At 66.4% G+C, this 19,530-nt stretch carries 15 protein-coding genes and 1 pseudogene; 7 read left to right on the plus strand and 9 right to left on the minus strand.

Going from position 1 to position 19,530, the window contains the following annotated elements; translation table 11 throughout:
* Positions 1-5: 5 nt before the first annotated feature.
* From GCU53_RS05185 to GCU53_RS05195, 3 genes are all read left to right on the plus strand, one after another.
* Positions 6-872, plus strand: coding sequence for an MBL fold metallo-hydrolase (locus GCU53_RS05185; RefSeq protein WP_152386673.1), 867 nt, complete (start codon positions 6-8; stop codon positions 870-872).
* A gap of 157 nt (positions 873-1,029) precedes the next feature.
* Positions 1,030-1,491, plus strand: coding sequence for a DUF2243 domain-containing protein (locus GCU53_RS05190; protein ID WP_152386674.1), 462 nt, complete (start codon positions 1,030-1,032; stop codon positions 1,489-1,491).
* Positions 1,492-1,497: 6 nt separating this feature from the next.
* Positions 1,498-2,337 (plus strand): cytochrome c oxidase assembly protein, encoded by an 840-nt coding sequence (locus GCU53_RS05195; RefSeq protein WP_152386675.1) that lies wholly within the window; start codon positions 1,498-1,500, stop codon positions 2,335-2,337.
* Positions 2,338-2,358: 21 nt separating this feature from the next.
* Here the strand turns inward: GCU53_RS05195 and GCU53_RS05200 are convergent, their stop codons facing one another.
* Entirely contained in the window at positions 2,359-2,577 is a 219-nt protein-coding gene (locus GCU53_RS05200; RefSeq protein WP_152386676.1) for a hypothetical protein, read from the minus strand.
* A 37-nt stretch (positions 2,578-2,614) separates the two neighbouring features.
* Positions 2,615-3,037, minus strand: coding sequence for a hypothetical protein (locus GCU53_RS05205; protein ID WP_152389793.1), 423 nt, complete (start codon positions 3,035-3,037; stop codon positions 2,615-2,617).
* 228 nt (positions 3,038-3,265) lie between these two features.
* On the opposite strand from GCU53_RS05205, the gene GCU53_RS05210 reads away from it, so the two are divergent.
* The 4 genes from GCU53_RS05210 to GCU53_RS05225 all read left to right on the plus strand — a co-directional run bounded on the left by GCU53_RS05210 (position 3,266) and on the right by GCU53_RS05225 (position 9,285).
* Complete coding sequence (locus GCU53_RS05210; protein WP_152386677.1) at positions 3,266-4,528, plus strand: NupC/NupG family nucleoside CNT transporter; 1,263 nt, start codon at positions 3,266-3,268, stop codon at positions 4,526-4,528.
* Between the two features lie 205 nt (positions 4,529-4,733).
* The gene (locus tag GCU53_RS05215) at positions 4,734-5,825 is read left to right on the plus strand and encodes a glycosyltransferase family 4 protein (protein WP_152386678.1); all 1,092 of its coding nucleotides are present in this window, start codon (positions 4,734-4,736) and stop codon (positions 5,823-5,825) included.
* Positions 5,822-7,987 carry an amylo-alpha-1,6-glucosidase gene (locus tag GCU53_RS05220; protein ID WP_244307056.1) on the plus strand — a complete coding sequence of 722 codons (2,166 nt, stop codon included), beginning with the start codon at positions 5,822-5,824 and terminating at the stop codon, positions 7,985-7,987. Before GCU53_RS05215 ends, GCU53_RS05220 begins: the two co-directional genes overlap by 4 nt.
* Before the next feature lie 1,076 nt (positions 7,988-9,063).
* Positions 9,064-9,285 carry a hypothetical protein gene (locus GCU53_RS05225; RefSeq protein WP_152386679.1) on the plus strand — a complete coding sequence of 74 codons (222 nt, stop codon included), beginning with the start codon at positions 9,064-9,066 and terminating at the stop codon, positions 9,283-9,285.
* Positions 9,286-9,588: 303 nt separating this feature from the next.
* Here GCU53_RS05225 and GCU53_RS05230 read toward each other — a convergent pair.
* From GCU53_RS05230 to hsdR, 7 genes and pseudogenes are all read right to left on the minus strand, one after another.
* Positions 9,589-10,113, minus strand: a pseudogene (locus GCU53_RS05230) (type I restriction endonuclease subunit R); the annotation flags it as partial.
* A 151-nt stretch (positions 10,114-10,264) separates the two neighbouring features.
* A complete protein-coding gene (locus GCU53_RS05235; RefSeq protein WP_152386680.1) occupies positions 10,265-10,897 on the minus strand; it encodes a hypothetical protein in 633 nt (210 codons plus the stop codon).
* Between the two features lie 2 nt (positions 10,898-10,899).
* Complete coding sequence (locus GCU53_RS05240; RefSeq protein ID WP_152386681.1) at positions 10,900-11,775, minus strand: hypothetical protein; 876 nt, start codon at positions 11,773-11,775, stop codon at positions 10,900-10,902.
* 35 nt (positions 11,776-11,810) lie between these two features.
* Positions 11,811-13,160 carry a restriction endonuclease subunit S gene (locus GCU53_RS05245; protein WP_152386682.1) on the minus strand — a complete coding sequence of 450 codons (1,350 nt, stop codon included), beginning with the start codon at positions 13,158-13,160 and terminating at the stop codon, positions 11,811-11,813.
* Positions 13,153-14,703: a class I SAM-dependent DNA methyltransferase gene (locus tag GCU53_RS05250; RefSeq protein WP_152386683.1), complete on the minus strand. Its 1,551-nt coding sequence runs from the start codon at positions 14,701-14,703 to the stop codon at positions 13,153-13,155. Before GCU53_RS05250 ends, GCU53_RS05245 begins: the two co-directional genes overlap by 8 nt.
* Positions 14,704-14,742: 39 nt before the next feature.
* A complete protein-coding gene (locus GCU53_RS05255; RefSeq protein WP_152386684.1) occupies positions 14,743-15,738 on the minus strand; it encodes an Abi family protein in 996 nt (331 codons plus the stop codon).
* 148 nt (positions 15,739-15,886) lie between these two features.
* A complete protein-coding gene (hsdR, locus tag GCU53_RS05260; protein WP_152386685.1) occupies positions 15,887-19,363 on the minus strand; it encodes a type I restriction-modification system endonuclease in 3,477 nt (1,158 codons plus the stop codon).
* Positions 19,364-19,530: the final 167 nt, after the last annotated feature.

Below are 19,530 nucleotides of genomic sequence, written 5' to 3' on the forward strand. Positions count from 1 at the left end.
ATCCCATGCGTACCCTGACCACCCTGCCCGGCAACAGCCAGAAACTCGACGGCGGCGCCATGTTCGGCAACGCCCCGCGCGCCATGTGGGAGCGCTGGATGCCGGCCGACGAGCTGCACCGCATCGACCTCGGCTGCCGCGCCCTGCTGGTGCGCGAGGACGGGCGCAATATCCTGGTGGAAACCGGCATCGGCGCCTTCTTCAGCCCCGAGCTGAAGGAGCGCTACGGCGTGCAGGAGAGCCGCCACGTGCTGCTCGACAAGCTCGAGGCGCAAGGCCTGTCCGACGCCGACATCGACGTGGTGGTGCTCACCCACCTGCATTTCGACCACGCCGGCGGCCTGCTCGCCCCCTGGGCCGAGGGCGAGCCGCCGCGCCTGCTGTTTCCCAACGCGCGCTTCGTCACCGGCCGCCGCCAGTGGCAGCGCGCCTGCCAGCCGCACGCCCGCGACCGCGCCTCCTACATCCCGGAACTGCTGGAGCTGCTGGAAGCCAGCGGCCGCCTGGAACTGCTCGACGACGGTCAGACCTCCGCGGTGCTCGGCCCGGACTGGCGCTTCCACGTCAGCGACGGCCACACCCCCGGCCAGTTGCTGCCCGAGGTGGCGATGCCCGGCGGCCCGGTGGTGTTCGCCGGCGACCTGGTTCCCGGCGCGCCCTGGGTGCACCTGCCGATCACCATGGGCTACGACCGCTTCCCGGAAGGCCTGATCGAGGAAAAGACCGCCCTGCTCGAAGACCTGCTGGCCCGCGGTGGCCGCCTGGTCTTCACCCACGACCCCAAGGTCGCCATGGGCCGCCTGACCCGCGACGCCAAGGGCCGCTTCGGCCTCAGCGAAAGCAGCGGCGAGGTGGTGCAACTGGCCGAGTGAGGCCCGCCGGATGAAAAAGGGCCTGCGGGCCCTTTTTCATGCCATGGCCTGTCCGCCTGTGCGCCTGTCCTGCACCGGATGTCGACTCCCCGGAACCAGGCGCGGCCTTCCCCTCTCACTAGGGACGTCGAGGAACGGAAACGAAGGAGGGAAGGCGATGACCGTCCAGGTGCAGAGCGACATGCGCAAATCCATGCTTGCCACGGCGTTGATCGGCATCGGCCTGATGGCCGGCGTGGATGAAATCGTCTTCCACCAGCTGCTCGGCTGGCATCATTTCTACGATCTGGCCACGCCGCAGATCGCGCTGTTCTCCGACGGCCTGCTGCACTCCGCCGAGCTGATCGTGCTGGTCGCCGGCTTCTTCCTGCTGCTCGACCTGCGCGGCAGGCAGGCCCTCGCCCCGACCGCCGCCTGGGCCGGCCTCTTCATCGGCCTCGGTGGCTTCCAGCTGTTCGACGGCATCGTCGACCACAAGGTGCTGCGGCTGCACCAGATCCGCTACGGCATCGACAACCTGCTGACCTACGACCTCCTCTGGAACGCCTCGGGCGCGGTGCTGCTGCTGATCGGACTGCTGCTGTCCAGGCGCCTGCGTGCCCGCCCCCGGATGGCCTGATCGCGCATGGAGCACACCGCCCATGCCCAGCCCCACGCCGGCAGCGCCCTGGCCTTCCTGCTCCTCGCCCTGCTGCTCGGTGCCTATGCACTGGCCACCCGCCCAGGACGCGCCGGACGGCGCTGGAGCCCCTGGCGCACGCTGAGCTTCGCCCTCGGCACCGCCCTGCTCGGCCTGGCCCTGGCGCCGCCCTTGGCTGCCTTCGCCCATGCCGACCTGCGCGGGCACATGCTCCAGCACCTGCTGCTGGGCATGTTCGCGCCCCTCGCCCTGGTCCTGGGGGCGCCCGGCACCTTGTTGCTGCGCAGCCTGCCGAGGCGGGCTGCGCGCGCGCTGGTGGCCTTCCTGGCCACCCGGCCGGTGCGGACGCTGATCCATCCGCTGACGGCGCTGGCGCTGGATATCGGCGGCATGTACCTGCTCTACCTGACGCCCTTGTACGCCTTCAGCACCAACGATCCGGCCGTGCACTTCCTGGTGCACCTGCACTTTCTGCTGTCGGGCTACCTGTTCACCTGGTCCATCGCCGGCCCCGATCCCGCGCCGCACCGCCCGGGTCTGAAGCTGCGCCTCGGCGTGCTGTTTCTCGGCACCGCCCTGCACGCCACCCTCGGCAAGCTCATGTACGCCTATGGGTTTCCGCAGGGCACGGCGCACGACTTGCGCGAGATCCAGGCCGCCGCGCAGCTCATGTACTATGGCGGAGACGTGGCGGAACTGCTGCTGGCGATCGCCTTCTTCGCGCGCTGGTTTCGCCGGTCACACGCCGGGCCACTCGGCGCCCTCTCCCCACCGGAAAAAGGAAAGACAGCGGCGCCTGCCGTCACCTGCCGGCCCGACAGATGAGTCCGGGAACACGAAAGCAGATCAGGCCCCGCCTTCCTGCAGACGCTGCAGCTCCCGCCGCACCATGCCGGCGTACTGCGGCGGGCTCAAGGCATACAGCTCCCCCGCCACCCAGCTCAGCCAGCGCGCGCCGAGGCGCGCGCGTTCGGCCAGCAGCCGCTCGGCCTCGGCCAGCGCCCGCGCCTGATGGGTGCGGTGGTAGTCGGCGCGGGAAGGCTTGTCGTGGTCGTGGTCGTGCATGGCTTCTCCCGAAAGGTCGACGGCGCGCGGCAGTCGCTCAGACCAGTTCCTCGTCGTCGCGGACCAGCACGCAGCGCCGGCCCTGCTCGTCCTCGCTGCAGTCGTAGACGTAGAACATCGCCACCTCGCCCGTTTCCAGCGTGGCCGCCACGTAGTCGCCGGGCTCGACCGTGAAGAAGCCGCGCGATGCCGGCGCGGCCTCGCATTCGATCAGGGCGGTGACGAACAGCGCCGGATCGTTCTCGTCGAAGTAGTCGGCGCGCATCTGCTCGTCCCACTCCGCCGGCGCCTGGAACGGCCCGGTGAACAAGATTTTGGCATCGCCCAGATCCTCCTCCTCGGCCTCCGGGTCGCGCTCGTCCGGCCGGTAGAGGGTGCAGTCCTGCGCCGCCCCGTCGCCGAGGATCGCCTGCCGCGCCGCCAGCCGCCGCTGCGGGTCCAGCCCGGCGGCCTGGCACATCTGCGTCCATACCGCATCCGCCTGTTCGTTCTGTTTCATGGGAATCTCCGTTGTCGTGGGGCTGCCGGCCGTTCGGCCGTGCGCCGTATTGTCCCGCATTCGGGAACGGCGGATCAGCCCCGGCATCGCGCTCCGCAACCGAAGTGGGGCGAGCAACCAGGCCCGCACCGCGGATACACTGGCGCCCCCACAGACGACGGGGAGATCGATCACCGGGAGAGCGCGCGCATGTTCAGCATATTTCAGGGGCTTTTGGGGCTGGCCGTGATGATCCTGCTGGCCTGGACGATCGGCGAACGGCGTTCGCGGGTGCGGCCCCGGGTGATCGTCGCCGGGCTTTTGTGCCAGTTCGCGCTGGCGGCCGTGCTGCTGAAGTTTCCCGGCGCCAGCCGTTTGTTCGAGCCCCTGACCGCGCTGGTGCAGGCCCTGCAACAGGCCACCGCGGCCGGCAGCGCCTTCGTCTTCGGCTTCATCGGCGGCGGCGCGGCGCCCTATGCCGTCACCAGCCCGTCCAACGGTTTCGTGCTGGCCTTCCAGGCGTTGCCGCTGGTGCTGGTGATCAGCGCCCTGTCGGCGCTGCTGTTTCACTGGCGCATCCTGCCGCTGGTCGTCAGGGGATTCTCCTGGCTGCTGCAGAAGGCCTTCGGCATCGGCGGCGCCGTGGGCTTTGCCAGCGCCGCCAATGTCTTCGTCGGCATGACCGAGGCCCCCTTGCTGATTCGCCCCTATCTGGCAGGCATGTCGCGCAGCGAACTGTTCGCCGTGATGGTCACCGGCATGGCCACCATCGCCGGAACCGTGATGGTGCTCTATGCCACCTTTCTGCAAGGCAGCATTCCCGATCCGGTCCGGCATCTGCTGATCGCCTCGCTGATCAGCGCGCCGGCGGCCCTGCTGATCGCCCATGTGATGATTCCGCCCGGACAGGACCCGGCGGAACCGCAAGGCCCGTCCCTGCCGCCGGCGGAGCGGCTCCGCTACCACAGCGCCATGGATGCCGTGACCCGCGGCACCCTGGACGGCCTGCAGCTCTGGCTCAACATCATCGCCATGCTGCTGGTGCTGGTCGCGCTGGTGCATCTGGTCAACCTGGGCCTGGCCTGGCTGCCGGCGGTTGCCGGCGCGCCGCTGACCCTGGAGCGCCTGCTCGGCTGGGCAATGGCCCCCATCGTCTGGCTGACCGGCATTCCCTGGGCCGAGGCCATGACCGCCGGGGCGCTGATGGGCGTCAAGACGGTGCTGAACGAGTTCATCGCCTATATCCAGCTCGCCGGCCTGCCGGAAGGCGCGCTGAGCGAACGCAGCCGCCTGATCATGACCTACTCGCTGTGCGGATTTTCCAACATCGGCAGCCTGGGCATCCTGATCGGCGGCCTGGGCGCGCTGGCGCCGGAACGCCGCGGCGAAATCGTCGAACTCGGGCTGCGCGCCCTCTATGCCGGCACCCTGGCGACCCTGATGACGGGGGCGGTGGTCGGGCTGATTGTCTGAGGGTTTCCAGGCGCCTGCGCGGCCCCCCAGGCCAGCGACACACCCGACCGCCACGCTGCGCCACACGTCGGGAGACAGGACGGGCGTCACAGAATAGCCATACTTGTCCTGAAATTCCGCTGGAACGCGGGGTCCTTCCCAAAGCACGACTCTCTTCATCTGGCCGGGAGCAGCCGGATCCAAGGGGGCCAGGAGATTTCCGCGATTGAAGATTGCGCAGATCGTCCCGCTCTACGAGGCCGTACCGCCACACCTGTACGGCGGTACCGAACGGGTGGTCGCGCACCTGACCGAGGCACTGATCGAGCTGGGGCACGAGGTGACCCTGTTCGCCTCGGCCGACTCGCGCACCCGTGCCCGGCTGGTGGCGATGCGCAAGCAGGCGCTGCGGCTGGACCCCGCGCCGCTCAAGTCGGACCTGGCGAGCCACCTCGTCCTGCTGCAGGAAGTCCGGCGCCATGCCGACGAGTTCGACGTCCTGCACTTTCACACCGACCTGCTGCATTTCCCGTTCTTCGAGGACATGGCCGGGCGGACGCTGACCACGGTGCACGGGCGGCTCGACATGAAGGACCTGTCCGAGGCCTACCGGCGCTGGAACGCCTTCCCGCTCGCCTCGATCTCCGAGGACCAGCGCAAGCCCCTGCCCTTCGCGCACTGGCACGGGACGGTCCATCACGGCGTCGACGACGAACGCTTTCACTACCACGACCAGCATGACGCCCCCGGCGACGGCTACCTCGCCTTCCTCGGGCGCATGTCGCCGGAAAAGCGGCCCGACCGCGCCATCGCCATCGCAATACGCGCCGGCATGCACCTGAAGATGGCTGCCAAGGTCGATGCGGCGGATCGCGAATACTTCGAGCGGAGCATCCGTCCGTTGCTGGACCATCCGCTGATCGAATTCCTCGGCGAAATCAGCGACGCCGACAAGGTGGAGCTCCTCGGCAATGCGAGTGCGCTGCTGTTCCCCATCGACTGGCCGGAGCCCTTCGGGCTGGTGATGATCGAGGCGATGGCCTGCGGCACGCCGGTCGTCGCCTGGCGCTGCGGGTCCGTGCCGGAAGTGATCGAACAGGGCGTGACCGGGCTCATCGTCGACAGCGACGAGCAGGCCGTGGCGGCGGTCCACGAAGCGCTGAGCCTCGACCGGCGGCGTGTGCGCGCCGCCTTCGAGCGGCGCTTCTCGTCGAAGATCATGGCGAGCGCCTATGTCGATCTCTACCGGCGGCTGCCCGCCCTCGCCAAGCACGGCCTGGCATCCGCCCCTCCCCCGCAAGGAGGCTCGAACCCATGACCCAGGGGATGACCCGGGAGCCGGCGCTCGCCGAGCTCGATATCGAGGAGGTGCTCGAGCGCACCCCGCAACGCCTGCTCGTGCTCAAGGAGGGCGACACCTTCCTGGTGGCCGACATTTATGGCGACGTGACCGGAGACGCCGACGGGCTCTTCCATGACGACACCCGGATCCTGTCGATCTTCCGCCTGCGCTTCGCCGGCCAGAAGCCCTCGCTGCTGTCGGGCATGGTGAGCCAGGACAACGTGTTCTTCACCGCCCACATGACCAATCATCCGCTGTCGCCGCTGGAAAGCTCGGCCACCCCCAAGGGCGTCATCCACATCGAGCGCAAGCGCTTCCTCTGGGACGGGCGGATCTTCGAGCGCATCTGTCTGTTCAACTATGGCGATCAGCCGATGCAGGCGCCGCTGACGCTGCAGTTCACGGCCGATTTCCACGACATGTTCGAGGTGCGCGGCGAGACGCGCCCGAAGCGCGGCCAACTGCATCCGGCGCAGGTCGGCGACCGCACCGTGCAATTGAGCTACACCGGGCTGGATCAGCGGCGGCGCGGCGTCCGTATCGAGTTCTCGGAGGCGCCCGGACAGCTGGACGAGGGCTGCGCCGAATTCCTGGTCGACATCCGCGAACACGCCTGCTGGACGCTGCATGTGGAGATCGGCACCGGGCCGGCGGCGGTCCCCGACAGCACCCGCTACCGGGCGGCGGCGGCCGCGGCGCGGCGCAGCATGCGCGCCCGCCAGCGCCGCGGCGCGCGCCTGCAGTCGTCGGCGCGCCTGTTCCAGGGCTGGCTGGACAAGTCGCGGTCCGACCTGGCGCTGCTGACCACCGAGCTGCCGACCGGCCCCTATCCCTATGCGGGCATTCCCTGGTTCTCGACCCCCTTCGGCCGCGACGCCATCATCACCGCCCTGCAGACCCTGTGGCTCGACCCGGCCCTGGCGCAGGGCGTGCTGGCCTTCCTGGCCCGCCATCAGGCCAGCCAGACCTCGACCTTCCGCGACTCCGAGCCGGGCAAGATCATGCACGAGATGCGCAAGGGCGAGATGGCCGCGGTCAACGAGCTGCCCTTCGCCCAGTACTACGGCGGCGTCGACACCACGCCGCTGTTCGTCGTGCTGGCCGGGGCCTATGCCGAGCGGATGGGCGACGTCCAGGCGGTCGATCCCATCTGGCCGGCCCTGGAGGCCGCCGCCCAGTGGATAGAGCGCAGCGCCGCCAGCACCGCCAACGGCTTCCTCAGCTATGCGCGCGGCGAGACCAGCGGCCTGGCCAACCAGGGCTGGAAGGACAGCCACGACTCGGTGTTCCACCAGAACGGCACCACCCCGGAAGGACCGATCGCCCTCATCGAGGTGCAGGGCTATGCCTACCGGGCCTATCTGAGCATGGCCGAACTCGCCGCCTGGCGCGGCGCCGCCGAGGCGGCCGAGCACTGGCGGCAGCGCGCGCAGGAACTGCGCACCGCGGTCGAGCGGCATTTCTGGCAGGACGACCTGCGCTTCTACGCGCTCGCCCTGGACGGAACGGGCCGGCCCTGCCGGGTGCGCGCCTCCAATGTCGGCCATCTGCTGTACATGGGCCTGCCGACTCCGGAGCGCGGGCAGGCGCTGGTGCGCCAGCTGCTGTCGCGCGCCTTCAACTCCGGCTGGGGCATCCGCACCCTGCCGCCCGAGGCGGTACGCTTCAATCCCATGTCGTACCACAACGGCTCGGTCTGGCCGCACGACGTCGTCCTGGGCGCCGCCGGCATGGCGCGCTACGGGGAGCGCGAGGGCATCGTGCATCTGATGAGCGGCCTGTTCGAGGCCGCCACGCAGTTCGGCATGCGCCTGCCGGAACTGTTCTGCGGCTTCGAGCGCATCTCCGGCGAGGCGCCGATCGCCTACCCGGTCGCCTGTCTGCCGCAGGCCTGGGCCGCCGGCTCGGTATTCATGCTGCTGCAGGCCTGCCTCGGCCTGCGCATCGATACCCGCCGCCAGACCATCGAGGTGGAGCAGCCGCGCCTGCCGATCGAAATCGACCGCCTGCAGGTCCGCCACCTGCACATCGGCAAGCAGAGCGTCGACCTGAACTTCCAGCGGCTGGGTCCGCGCGTGGTGGCCTTCATCGAACAGCAGCACGGCCCGCAGCCGGTGCGGCTGTCGGTGCAGTTCTGAGGAGGCGGGACCTTTGGGGGGACGTGGCCCCGCCCCCCTCACCCCGGAGACGAAAAAGGCCCGCTTGGCTGCGGGCCTCGATCCGACTGGCGCGGCAGCGGGAATCGAACGACACCGGCCAAGGCCGCACGAATACTGATCGGGCGGCCGCAGGTGGCGCTGCGTGTGGGTTGGCCTCGCTGGCGGTCTGGTCGGCATGGTGTGCCGGCGACGTGTCGTCAGTTGGGCCATGATCCCTGCCAATCGCGACGGCCAGCTTCGGTGGGGTCAGCAGATATTCGGAAAAAGCGGGAAGGTGTGCCCAGTGAGACGATCTGGGCTCGGTGCCAAGTGCTGAAGCGATGACAGCCCGCCCTCGCGCTCGACCAGCTCAGGCCCATGGATACGGGATCCGGTTACCCGGCCCTGGCCTCCCAGATCACACCGGCAATGGCTACCACCGACAACAGTGCCCAAAACTCAAGCTCCACGTCCATCGCAGACCTCCCGCAACACTACTGAGCGATCACCATTACCTTGTACACCGAAGATTCAGATAACGGAACCAAGATTGATAAATCGATTCAGCAATGCTGATAGAAGGTGGCTCGAGCCGAGGGGTCCGGGATTTGCCCTATACGGCCGAGCCGACGAATGCCGGTGCGAGCTTTGCGGAAAGGGAAAAAAGCGGGGCACGCCGTCTCCATGGCGATGTGCCCGGACTTTCCGCCCACCTTGCATGGGGTGTTTCGCCGATCGGCCAGCAACCTGACAGCAAAGCCCCCTGCGGAGAAATAGGTGCATCGCTGCGAGAGATGCTGGAACACTTTTCATCGGCGCAAACAAAAACGGCGAGGGGTTAGCCTCGCCGCTTCGTAATCACCACATCCCTGGGGCTCATCATCCTGATGAAGTAGCCGCTATCCTGCGACTTTCCTTGGCCGCCATCCTTGGTCAGCCTGCGTCGATCCTTCGACGTCTTTGTGGGATTCACTCTACCGGGGCAGCCGGCCTGGATAAATTGGGAAAGCTCTCGATCTTTTGTAGGCCATGACTTACAGGGAGAAAGGCGCCTGATGTTTAGGCGCTTGAGATCCGTGGCCCCTCGCACGCAGGCCGGCAGCGCGCAGGGTTTTCCCGGCGATCTTCATGCGGTGCACGATGCTGGCGAGCATCGCGGCCTCGATGGGCTCTTGTTCGTGAACCTGCAGCTCCAGGGCTGCGCGCAGCGCTTGGAAAGGCGTATCAGGCCGCTGATGCGCGATCTGGCTCTTGAGATGCGGAAAGCGGAAAAGGCTTGGCACGAACAGCTGGAATGACCCTGCAGGTTATCCCTCCTTTGACGAAGCCTTGAGCGCCCCATGGCGCGTGGGAGTGATCAGCTCCAGAAGGGTTTCCCTCTGCCCGGCCGTCCTGACGACCTGACAGAGGTCCCCCTGACCGACTGTGGTGTGCTTGCCGACATGCTCCGCCAGGTAGGTTTGCGATTTGCACGACACTCCATTGCGGCTGCACACCAGGCAAGCGAAGGACTCGGCCTCCGACTCATCCTGAGCTTGGGCAAGATGCGGTCGTTTGGGGATATTGAGCGCCTCGTCTGCTCCAGGATGCCCGAGAAAGGATCAAACCGCCTGCTCCTCCACGGTCGTCAGCAGCTTGTAGATCACCCTGGCGAACGCCCGGCTCTTGGCCACGTTGTCGAGCACTTCCAGCGACAGCTTTTCATGATCGGTCATCGCGTCGAGCACGATGTCCTCCACGCGCTTGGGGAACAGGCCGTGCATTACCTGTTCGGCGGGCTGGCTGTTGACCTGAGCCATGACGTCTTCCTCGCGGCTGATGCGCTGGGCGATGCCGGTGAGGAAGTGCAGCTGGTCCTCGTCGCTGACTTCGGCGCCGAAGATGTCGTTGAGCGCCTCGATGATTTCCGAGAGCTGTTTCTTTTCCGGGTCGTGGGGCTTGCCGCTGCCCACGGCGCTGGCCGGGTCGAGGCTGTAGTCGCCCTGCTCCTCGCTCAGGCGCAGGTCGTGCTCGGCGCGTTTGGTCAGGCGGTAGTGGGTCAATTGCAGTTCGGAAACGTCGATGTCGTCCTCCTGCAGGCGGTCGATGCGCAGCAGCGGGTGCAGGTGCTTGGCATAATCGAGCAGTTTTTGATAGTCGGCACTGCTGCGATAGAGGCGCGAATCGTCGAGCAGTTGATCCAGCAGTGAGCGGGCAGCCTCTGACTCGAACAGGTCTTGCTGATACATCATGGCTGGTCACTTCGTCCTTGAATGAGTTCTGATGAGGCTCGGTCGATCAGTCGCAAGAGTCGAGCGACGGATGCACGGCAAGCGCCCCGGCCAGCCCAGCGGCGAACAGGCGGACGATGGGCTCCGGAGTCAGCACCGCGACCTCCTGCCCGGCCGGGATGATCGGCTGCAGCGGCGAATAGCCGGCGAACGACCAACGCCACTGGTGGCCCTTCCAGAGCAGCACGCACTCGCCGTCGTGCTCGATCATGCTGCCGTCCGGAAGCTCGGCGAGCTTCGCGGTCCAGGTACGCTGGCTGCCGTCATCGTTGAGGCGGGCGGCGTGCAGCAGGTTGTCGATGGCCTTGGCCGACAGGTCCTGCTGCTCCGGGAAGGCCCTGGCCCAGGCCGCCTTGAACCGCTTGTAGTCCGGGCAGCGGCATTCGGCGCAAGGGCGGTGGCCGGCGGCGTAGGCGGTCGGCTCGTCGAGGAAGAACAGCTCGGTGTAGCTGTTCGGCGCCATCAGCTCGCGCTTGCGCTCCTTGAAGGACAGCGCACAGGTGATCCACGGCTTGATCTTCCACGGGCTGACGATCTGCCGCTCGGCGTTGTGCAGTCGGCCGCGGTTGCCCATGAAGGTGCCGCGCGCGGAGACGGCATGCAGTTGGCTGTGGGGATCGACACGGTTTTGCAGGGGCATGACTAGCAAGTCCATTCAGTTGCGTTACGTTGTGGGCGAGCAAAGCGTTGGCGGTCCTGGTTGATGCGGGCGACCACATCGTGCAGACCATCACTCAACAGGCTTGCCTCGGTGTCCTGGCGCATTTGCACAAGCCAGGGCGAGTCGCCAGAAAAATGCCCCCAGAACTCGTGATCTGCCGCAAGCGGGTGCGGCTTGGCTTTCCGCAGCAACTCGGGGATCAGCCCCTGGCAGTGACTCAGCGTGTGCAGGCTCGCTGCTGGCATGACCGAGCGGCGCATGATTGCCCCATGGACATGCGCCAAGGCCAACATTTGCATCAAATGCAGCACGCCGGGAGGGTGACCGAAGTGCGAGCCCAGAGTCAGGTGGTAGTAGCGGCTCAGATAGTCGTCATCCACATCCAAAAACTCTTCGAGCACCACGGCGAAGTAGCCCGATGAGTCTGCCGTGATGACCGCGCTGTCGCTGGTGAGCAGATGCAGCTTGTAGCGGAGCCGCTGGTCAGCCTGTGAGGCATGCTCCCGAAACCACGCATGCAGCTTGCCGGGGTTCTTATAGCTGTCGATCAGCGTATGAGCTTGCTCGGAGATACCATCCAGCCAGTCTGGATTCAGGGCGAAAAAATCCGCCATCCAGTTTATGTGAGACGGCCTGATAACCCTCTTGAGCTCGTCGGCATTGGACAGCTCGAACTGCGTCGGCTGCAGATCGGCTGGCAACAGCCGGTTGATCTGCGTGCGCTCGATACCATGGGCCTCGAATGCCTGCAGGACACGTGCGGCCTGCAGGCGAACAGGATTGGCGCGATTCTGTAGCCAGCCGATTACTCGGAAAAGAGGGCCGAACAACGATTGGGCAATTTGCAGCAAATCCATGGGCGATCCTTGCGTCTGCAGGGTCCAGTAGTGGCTCAGGCGTTCTCTTTCGTCTTGCGTCCGCGCCTGGCTTTGAGTGCACTCGTACGCTGAGCCTGAATGCGTTCCAGCAGAACGCTGGCCGGTTCGTCGTTCGGGTCCTGCGGCACCAGTTCGCCGCGGAAGGCCTTGGCGAGGATGCTCCGGGTCAGGCGGTCGATGCGTGTTTTCGCCTCGTTGACCTTGGCTTCCAGCTGGTCGGCGAAGGCGAACAGTTGCTCGACGCGGCGGACGATTTCGGTTTGTTCGGCAGGCGGCGGAATATGAACAGGGATTTCGTTCATGTTTTTCTGATTCAGCTTCGGCTGGGCTGATCCGCTAACCCACGGCGTGATATCGAGAGTATTCAGGTAGATCGCCAAGTAAGCATTTGAATGCCCGGGTGGGCTGGCAATGACGTGGGCGTGATTGTTCACCCAGATCTGCCCTTTGGCGAGGAAGGCAATAGGTTTGGCACGAGTCAGAAGGTTCGCACCATCTTCACCAACCAGCACAAACTCGCCGTCGTGCGTATAGCCGTCAATGCTATCGATCTGCCCCGTCGCACCGAAATAGGGATACCCGCCCCTCCGAGACTCGCGCTCTTTGGCCGAGATAGGCTTGCGAGCACCATCATGGTTGATGGCGTAGCGCCCCAAAGGAACTACAGACCAGCCGGTAGGCAAGTCGGCACTGTCACACTGCAGCTCACCACCCGATTGGACTCCACGCCATTCCTCCGTCAACCGCCCGGAAACGGCGGCGGCGAGGACGGACTGGCGGAAGCGTTTGAGCAGCGCGGGGATGCCGTCGATGCGGGCTTTCAGGGTATTGACCTGGGCCAGCAGTTCGTCGAGCTTGGCGGCGATGCGGGTTTGTTCGGCGAGCGGCGGCAGCGGTATGCGAATTTCTCTCAGCGCTTGCTGGGAAATGTTGCGCATTGACAACTGATTGCCTGTAGCGAGATTTTCGATCTGCTTTCGGCCAGCCTGCGAACGCAGACAAACCAGCAGCCATGACTTGGCCTCGTCGGGAAGCACAAGGCGCAGAACCTTGTCGCTGAGGTAGAGACTCTTCGAGATCTTCTTGACTAAAACGCAGGAGCCAACAAGCTCAAGCGTGTTGGCCCGCGAAATCAGGAAGTCGCCGAGCTGAATCTTTTCTTCTGGCTTGAGGTGGCTCGAATCAAACAGCGTCTTGCTTTCCTGCTCATCGAACTCCCCCCAAGTAACCGCACTGATTTTTACCAGCCCATTTTCATCGCCCTGCGGTGGCCGCTCTTCGCACTTGACGCTCTTGCCTGTCTCGATGCGCTCGACAATGTCGCCAAGCGTGCAGGCAGCCCAGCCACTCGGCAACTCACTCATCCCCAGCCCCTTCTGCAACCACTTCCAACCCCATCACCTCCGCCAGCATGCGCTTCTGCGCTGTAGCCTCGTCCCCCGCGCCCAGCGCCTGCATCAGCGCATCCAGCTCGCGCAGCGCCTCGGTCAGTTCGGCCATGGCTTCGCCGGCAAGCACTTCCGGGGTGGGCAGGTCGGCGGCGTCGATGCTGCTGTCGTCCTTCAGCCAGCTGATGTCCAGCGAGTCGCCGCGCTCGGCGATCTCCTTGCGGGTGAAGCAGCGGAAGCGGCTGGCCTCGCCGATGCCCTCGACGTTCTCGGCGCGCAGGCTGTTGCCGTTGGGGTCCTCGCCGTAGGCGTCCTCGAAGGGCTTGAGATGCGCGGCGCCGAACGGGGTGCGCTTGCCGAAGCTGGGCATGTTGCTGCGCAGATCAAAAATCCACACGCGCTTGGTGCAGCCCTCTTCCTGCCGGGGATCGTCCGCCGTGCCCTTCTGGAAGAACAGCACGTTGGTCTTCACCCCCTGGGCGTAGAAGATGCCGGTGGGCAGGCGCAGGATAGTGTGCAGGTTGCACTTGTCCATCAGGTCGCGGCGCACTTCGGTGCCGACCCCGGCCTCGAACAGCACGTTGTCCGGCAGCACCACGGCGGCGCGTCCGCCAGGCTTGAGGCCACGGTAGATGTGCTGGAGGAAGGCCAGCTGCTTGTTGCTGGTGCGGTAGGTGAGGTCGTCGCGGGTCGGCCCACCGCCGCCCTTGGCGGTGCCGAAGGGCGGATTGGAGAGGATGACATCGACCTTCGGCAGCCCGGCGCCGGTCTGGCCGAGGGCGTTGCCCAGGTGCACCACGCCCTCGGCGTCGCCTTCCATGCCGTGCAGCAGGCAGTTCATCAGCGCCAGCCGGCGGGTGCCGGGCACCAGCTCGATGCCGACGTAGGCCTGGGTGCGCTGGAAGCGGCGGGCCTTGTCGTCGAGATCGTAGAGGTCGTCGGTGTGCTGCTTGATGTAGGCGTCGGCGGCGATCAGAAAGCCCGCGGTGCCGGCGGCCGGGTCCTGGATGGTCTCGCCCGGCTGCGGACGGATGCAGCGGATGATGCTGTCGATCAGCGGGCGCGGAGTGAAGTACTGGCCGGCGCCGGACTTGGTCTCGCTGGCGTTCTTCTCCAAGAGGCCTTCGTAGAGATCGCCGAGGCCGTCCTCGCGGGCACTGAACCAGTCGATGCCGTCGAGGCTTTTGATCAGTTGTTCGAGGTGGCGCGGCTCCTTGAGACGGGTCTGAGCGTCGGCGTAGATGGCGGCGATCAGCGGGTCGCTGTTCTGGCCGAGGTCGAGGAGCATCTGCCGGTAGTGGTTGAGCAGGTTGAGCCCGGACTTGCCGGCCAGATCCGGCCAGCGCGCGCCGGCGGGCAGCTTGTGGCCGAAGTCGTCGTTGTTCTGCACCTGCTCGTATTCCATCTTGATGAACAGCAACAGGACCAGCTCGGTGACGTAGTCGCTGTAGTTGATGCCGTCGTCGCGCAGGACGTCGCAGAGGTTCCAGAGTTTCTGGACGATGTCGGAATTGGTCATGGGGTACTCGTGGCCAAACAGGTGTTCGGAAAGCCGGCGTCAGTGTGGCGCCTGCCAGAAGGGGTCTTGCTGCCAGTCCTGCGGGAAGCCCATGGCGCGCAGGTCGACCTCGGGAAACTCGGCCAGCAGATCATGCAGGCGTCGGTCCCAGCTGGTGTGCGGGCTGACCTGACGCATCAGGTGGTTGAGGATGCACAGCACCGGGAACATGCGATTGTGCGCGCCGGGCCTGCGCAACTGTTCGGGCCAGGGGAAGGCGGGCTTCTTCGGCAGCTCGGGGCGAATGCCCAGCTCGCGGTTCCACAGCCGGGCATGGTGGGCGCAGATGTTGCGGACGGTGGTCAGGGTGTGCAGCCAGGATTCCAGCAGCGGTGCGACCAGACCGAGGCGCCTGGCGATGGCCTTGCGGTCGGCGTCATGCGCCAGCCCCGCATAGAGGTGGGACAGGTCGCCCAGCGTCAGCTCTTCCATCATCGCCCAGCCGGGCATCAGCTCAGGCTCGCGGTAGGTCAGCGGGTAGTGGCGGGCGTAGCTTTCCCGGGCGCGCTGCTGCTTGAGCTGGGCCTTGCGCTGCTCGTCGGGGAGCCGGTCGATGCGCCGGCAGTCCCGTTCGTAGTCGTGCAGGGCTCGCTGCTGCTTGTCACGCACGCTGCCGAGCAGACGCTGGTGGTCGTACTGGCGCTGGAAGCAGGCGGCCTGCAGATACCAGTGGGCGCCACGGTTCGGCCCCATGTGGTTGCTGATCGCGGCGCGGGCGGCCACTTCCACCCGCTCGATGGCGTCCATCGCCAGCAGGCGCAGGCGGCGGTCGAAGTCGTAGAGGCGGGTCAGGCTGCGAAAGCCGGTGCCGGAACGGAAGCCGTGCTGCGGATCGTCGGCGAGCTGGAAGGGCCGCATGTAGGGCGTCAGGCGGAAGAAGCTGACTGCCTCGAGGAAGTGGCGGGCGCGTGCTTCGTCCTGGATCTGCAGGCCGCGCGCCTTGAGCAGGGCGATCTGCCCGGCGATATCGATGGCGGGCTTGTCGAAGACCCTCATGCGACACAATCTCCAGGCATAAAAAACCCGCTCAATTTGTGCGTAGCTGCCGAAGCAGCCATAGGCATGGCGGGTGTATTGCGCGCAAGCCTATTCACAAGCGTCCGGTTTTGCAAGGACTCTGGCTCCATGTCGATGGGCGGGCGCTTCAGCTCGCCACCGGCCACAGGTTATCGTTCAGCGCTTCCAGCACCACGGCCAGGTGGCCGCCGAGGCGCTTGTCGAGCTGCCGGCTACCGCCGTCGTTCTTGAAGGCCTCGCCGATCTGCCTGTCGTCGATCACTACCTCATGCACCAGCTGCTTGGCGAGGCGCTCCAGCCACTTGCGCTGTACCGGCGTCCACGGCTGCAGGGCGTAGATCGTCTGCATGGCGTTAGCCACCCGCTGCTCGAACGGCAGCAGGGCTTCGCCGAGGGCGGCGCGGCGGATGAAGCCGATGATGCTGGCGGCGATTTCCTGGTTGGTCTGGTTGCGCCAGGCGCTCTGCAGGCTGGCTTCGCTGAAGCCGTGCCCATCCAGCAGCAGGCGCACCTCGCGCAGCTGTTCGCGGGTCAGGTCCTGCGGGCGGTTGACCACCACGCCGAGGGCCACCGACTGGTTGAGCTGGTTCCTGATGAAGTCGTTGAAGCTTTCCAGGTAGTCGACCGGCTTCTGGTTGGCGCCGTAGTTCTGTTCGCGCACCAGCAGCTCGTCGCTGTGGGTAGAAATGACCGGGTAGTTTTCCGAGCCGAGCAGCGCGTTGACCGCGGCGAGCTGGTCGAGCAGCTGGGCGTGCTGGCGGACGAACTGCGCAGCCTGCTGCGGACCGAGCTGGTGCAGGTGCTGGTGCAGCTTGTCCGGCGCCACGCCCCAGGCGTCTTCCAGTTCGGCGAGCTTGTGCTTGAGCGTCGGCTTGTCCTCGGCCTTATGGCTGGCCTTGCGCAGGATGCGCATGACCCGCTGGCTGAGCTGGTCGAGCACGTCGTGGGCATGGCTGCTGTCCGGCTGGCTGCCGGGAGCGTCGAGGCTGGCCGGGTTGATCAGCTCGTTGACCAGTTGCTCGAGGCTGACGTTGGGATCCTTGACCAGCGGCTTCATGGTGTCCACCGGCTCGAGGCTGGCGTAGAGGTCGACCGGGTCGTAGATGCGGAACACGGTCTTGCCGATTTCATCGCAGCGGCGGGTGGCGCGGCCCTTCATCTGTTCGTAGAGGATGCGCGAGCGCACCCGGCGCATGAACACCAGGTGGCAGATGCGCGGCACGTCGATGCCGGTGGTGAGCAGGTCGACGGTGATGGCGATGCTCGGGTAACGCTCGTTCTTGTACTGACGGATCAGCTGTTCGACCTTGTCGCTCTGCCCGGTGATGATCTGCACGGCGGCCTGGTTGTACTGCTCGCCGTGGACTTCCTTGAAGGCCTCGTCGAGCAGGTTCTTGACCCGCTCGGCGTGGGCCTGGTTGACGCAGAAGATCATCGCCTTCTCGTCGCCCAGCGGGTCGAGCTCCTGGGCCAGCTGCTCGCAGATCACCTGGTCGAAGCCGGGGGTGATGACCCGGCGGTTGAAGGATTCGATCTCGAAGTCGAGTTCGTCTTCCAGCTCCGCCACGTCCACCTCGCCGGTGGCGGTGTTGATGACGCTGACGCTGTCGCCCTTGGCGAAATGGATGCCGTTCTGGCTGAGCAGGGTCTTGTAGCGGATCGGCGGTTCGTGGTCGATCAGCCAGTCGTCGGCCACCGCCTCGCGGTAGCTGTAGGTGAACACCGGGGCGCCGAAGATCTCGCTGGTGTGCTTGGCCGGGGTGGCGGTGAGGCCGATGCGGCAGGCGTCGAAGTACTCCAGCACGCGGCGGTACTGGGACAGGTACTGGCTGTGGTCGCGCACGGCCAGCTCGCCCTCGGTCATCTCCTGGTCGAGGGTGTAACCGCGGTGCGCCTCGTCGACGATGATGCAGTCGAAGGCGTCGATGGGCGGCGGCTGGTCGGACTGGAAGATGCGCCGCACCATGGCCTGCACGGTGGCGACCTGGATGCGCGTTTCGGCCTCGGCGGCCATGTCGCCGAGCTGCTTGATGTCATAGATCTGCGCCAGGGTGTGGTTCTGCTCGAGGGCCGCCTCGTTGAAAGCGTCGAGGGCCTGCTGGCCGAGGGCGCTGCGGTCGACCAGGAACAGGATGCGGCGGAAGCGCTCGGCTTTCAGCAGCCGGTACATCAGGCCGATGATGGTGCGCGTCTTGCCGGTGCCGGTGGCCATGGCCAGCAGGCACTGGCGGCGGTTGGCGGCCAGCGCCTGCTCCACCGCTTTGATGGCGTTTTCCTGGTAGTCGCGCAGCCGCAGGTAGGCGAAGCCTTCCTGCTGGAGCCTGGCCTCGGCCTCGGCGCGGCTGCGCTTGAGCAGGTCGAGCAGGCCCTCGGGGGTGTGGAAGTCCTGCAGCGGGCGGCGCAGATTGGCCGGGCTGCGCAGGTCGCGGAACCAGATGCCGGACTGTTCGGCGAGCTGCTTGATGTACGGGCGGCCATTGCAGGCGAAGGCGAACGGCACGCGGAACTGGCCGCCCTGCCCGTCCGCCCAGCCGTCGCCCTCGCCGCTCAGCAGCCAGGCCGGCTGCAGCTCGCCCTGGAGCACGAACTGGCGGGCGTAGCGCTCGGCCTGATGGATGCGGTCGGCGATGTTGATGCGCTTGCGTTTGGCCTCGACGATGGCCACCGGGGTGAGGCCGGCGAACAGCACGTAGTCGGCCGCCTCGCCCGGCTTGCTGGTCGGCCACTCGGCGATGGCCTTGTGCTTGCCCTTTTCCGGGCGGGCGCCCTTGCGCCAGGTGAGGTCGAGCGAGTCGGCTTCCCAGCCGGCATCGTTGAGCTGCTGGTCGATGAGGATGCGGGTCAGGTCTTCGTTGAGGTCGAACTGGCTGCTGGCCTGCTGCGTCCTGTGCATGACCTGCTGGGCGGCCTGCGGCTGGCTCTCCAGCTGCTGGTGCAGCGCCTGCAGACGCTCCTCGAACTCGGCGCGGGTCCTGGCCAGCGCGGCCTCGTGCTCCAGGGCGAGCTGCTCGTAGGTGCGCGCCTCCTCGTCCATCTGCCCGGCGAGGCTGGCGTACTCGTCATTCTCCCGTGCCAGCAGCTCGGCCATCTGCTGGTTGCTCTCCAGCTGCTGACGGCTGTCGCCCAGCTCGGCGCGCAACTGCTCGATCTGCTCCTGCAGCTCGCGCAGCGGGGCGCTGGGGTCGGCGGGGGTGACGAAGGGGCCGGGCCTGAAGGCGCCACCGGCCTTGCCGAACGACTGGTGATACCAGATGGCCAGGGCGCGGGCGACCTTGAGCCCGTCCAGCGCCTCGCGGTGCTGGGTGCGGAATTCGTGGGTGGCCTTGTTGCCCTCGATGCGCAGGGTGTGGAACAGGTTGCGGATGTTGCCGTCGAGCTGGATCTCGCGGCTCAGGCGGTACAGCAGATCAGCCTGACTGAGGGTGGCATCGAACTCGATGCCGGCGCGTACCGCCAGATCCTGGGCCAGCGCCTCGCCGAGCTGGCGCAGCTTGATCAGCGTGGTGTTGGGATCGCTGGCGAATACGCGCTCGGCCGTGCTGGCGAGCTGGAAGAAGACTGGGTCGTGCTCCTTGAGGAAGGCGAAGTTACTGCTCTCTGCCATGCTCTATCCCTTGAAATCGTCCCCCGGCTATCCGGAGATGGTGGTGTCGTGGGGAGGATGATGCCAGACAGATGGCACCCGGGAGTACTCGAACAGAGCCGCAGGCTTGCGGCGTTGCGGGGGTCAATCGCTGGTACGCACGGAACCCGGACGATCGGCTCGTTGCC

It is taken from the genome of Azotobacter salinestris (assembly GCF_009363155.1).
Classification (GTDB): domain Bacteria; phylum Pseudomonadota; class Gammaproteobacteria; order Pseudomonadales; family Pseudomonadaceae; genus Azotobacter; species Azotobacter salinestris.

What these genes read in the sequence shown, in the direction of transcription:
- GCU53_RS05245 (WP_152386682.1), bottom strand. Translation starts at nt 13,160, where the DNA reads ATGAGTGAGTTGCCGAGTGGCTGGGCTGCCTGCACGCTTGGCGACATT.
- hsdR (WP_152386685.1), bottom strand. Translation starts at nt 19,363, where the DNA reads ATGGCAGAGAGCAGTAACTTCGCCTTCCTCAAGGAGCACGACCCAGTC.
- GCU53_RS05200 (WP_152386676.1), bottom strand. Translation starts at nt 2,577, where the DNA reads ATGCACGACCACGACCACGACAAGCCTTCCCGCGCCGACTACCACCGC.
- GCU53_RS05235 (WP_152386680.1), bottom strand. Translation starts at nt 10,897, where the DNA reads ATGCCCCTGCAAAACCGTGTCGATCCCCACAGCCAACTGCATGCCGTC.
- GCU53_RS05220 (WP_244307056.1), top strand. Translation starts at nt 5,822, where the DNA reads ATGACCCAGGGGATGACCCGGGAGCCGGCGCTCGCCGAGCTCGATATC.
- GCU53_RS05205 (WP_152389793.1), bottom strand. Translation starts at nt 3,037, where the DNA reads ATGTGCCAGGCCGCCGGGCTGGACCCGCAGCGGCGGCTGGCGGCGCGG.
- GCU53_RS05190 (WP_152386674.1), top strand. Translation starts at nt 1,030, where the DNA reads ATGACCGTCCAGGTGCAGAGCGACATGCGCAAATCCATGCTTGCCACG.
- GCU53_RS05195 (WP_152386675.1), top strand. Translation starts at nt 1,498, where the DNA reads ATGGAGCACACCGCCCATGCCCAGCCCCACGCCGGCAGCGCCCTGGCC.
- GCU53_RS05240 (WP_152386681.1), bottom strand. Translation starts at nt 11,775, where the DNA reads ATGGATTTGCTGCAAATTGCCCAATCGTTGTTCGGCCCTCTTTTCCGA.
- GCU53_RS05185 (WP_152386673.1), top strand. Translation starts at nt 6, where the DNA reads ATGCGTACCCTGACCACCCTGCCCGGCAACAGCCAGAAACTCGACGGC.
- GCU53_RS05210 (WP_152386677.1), top strand. Translation starts at nt 3,266, where the DNA reads ATGTTCAGCATATTTCAGGGGCTTTTGGGGCTGGCCGTGATGATCCTG.
- GCU53_RS05250 (WP_152386683.1), bottom strand. Translation starts at nt 14,703, where the DNA reads ATGACCAATTCCGACATCGTCCAGAAACTCTGGAACCTCTGCGACGTC.
- GCU53_RS05255 (WP_152386684.1), bottom strand. Translation starts at nt 15,738, where the DNA reads ATGAGGGTCTTCGACAAGCCCGCCATCGATATCGCCGGGCAGATCGCC.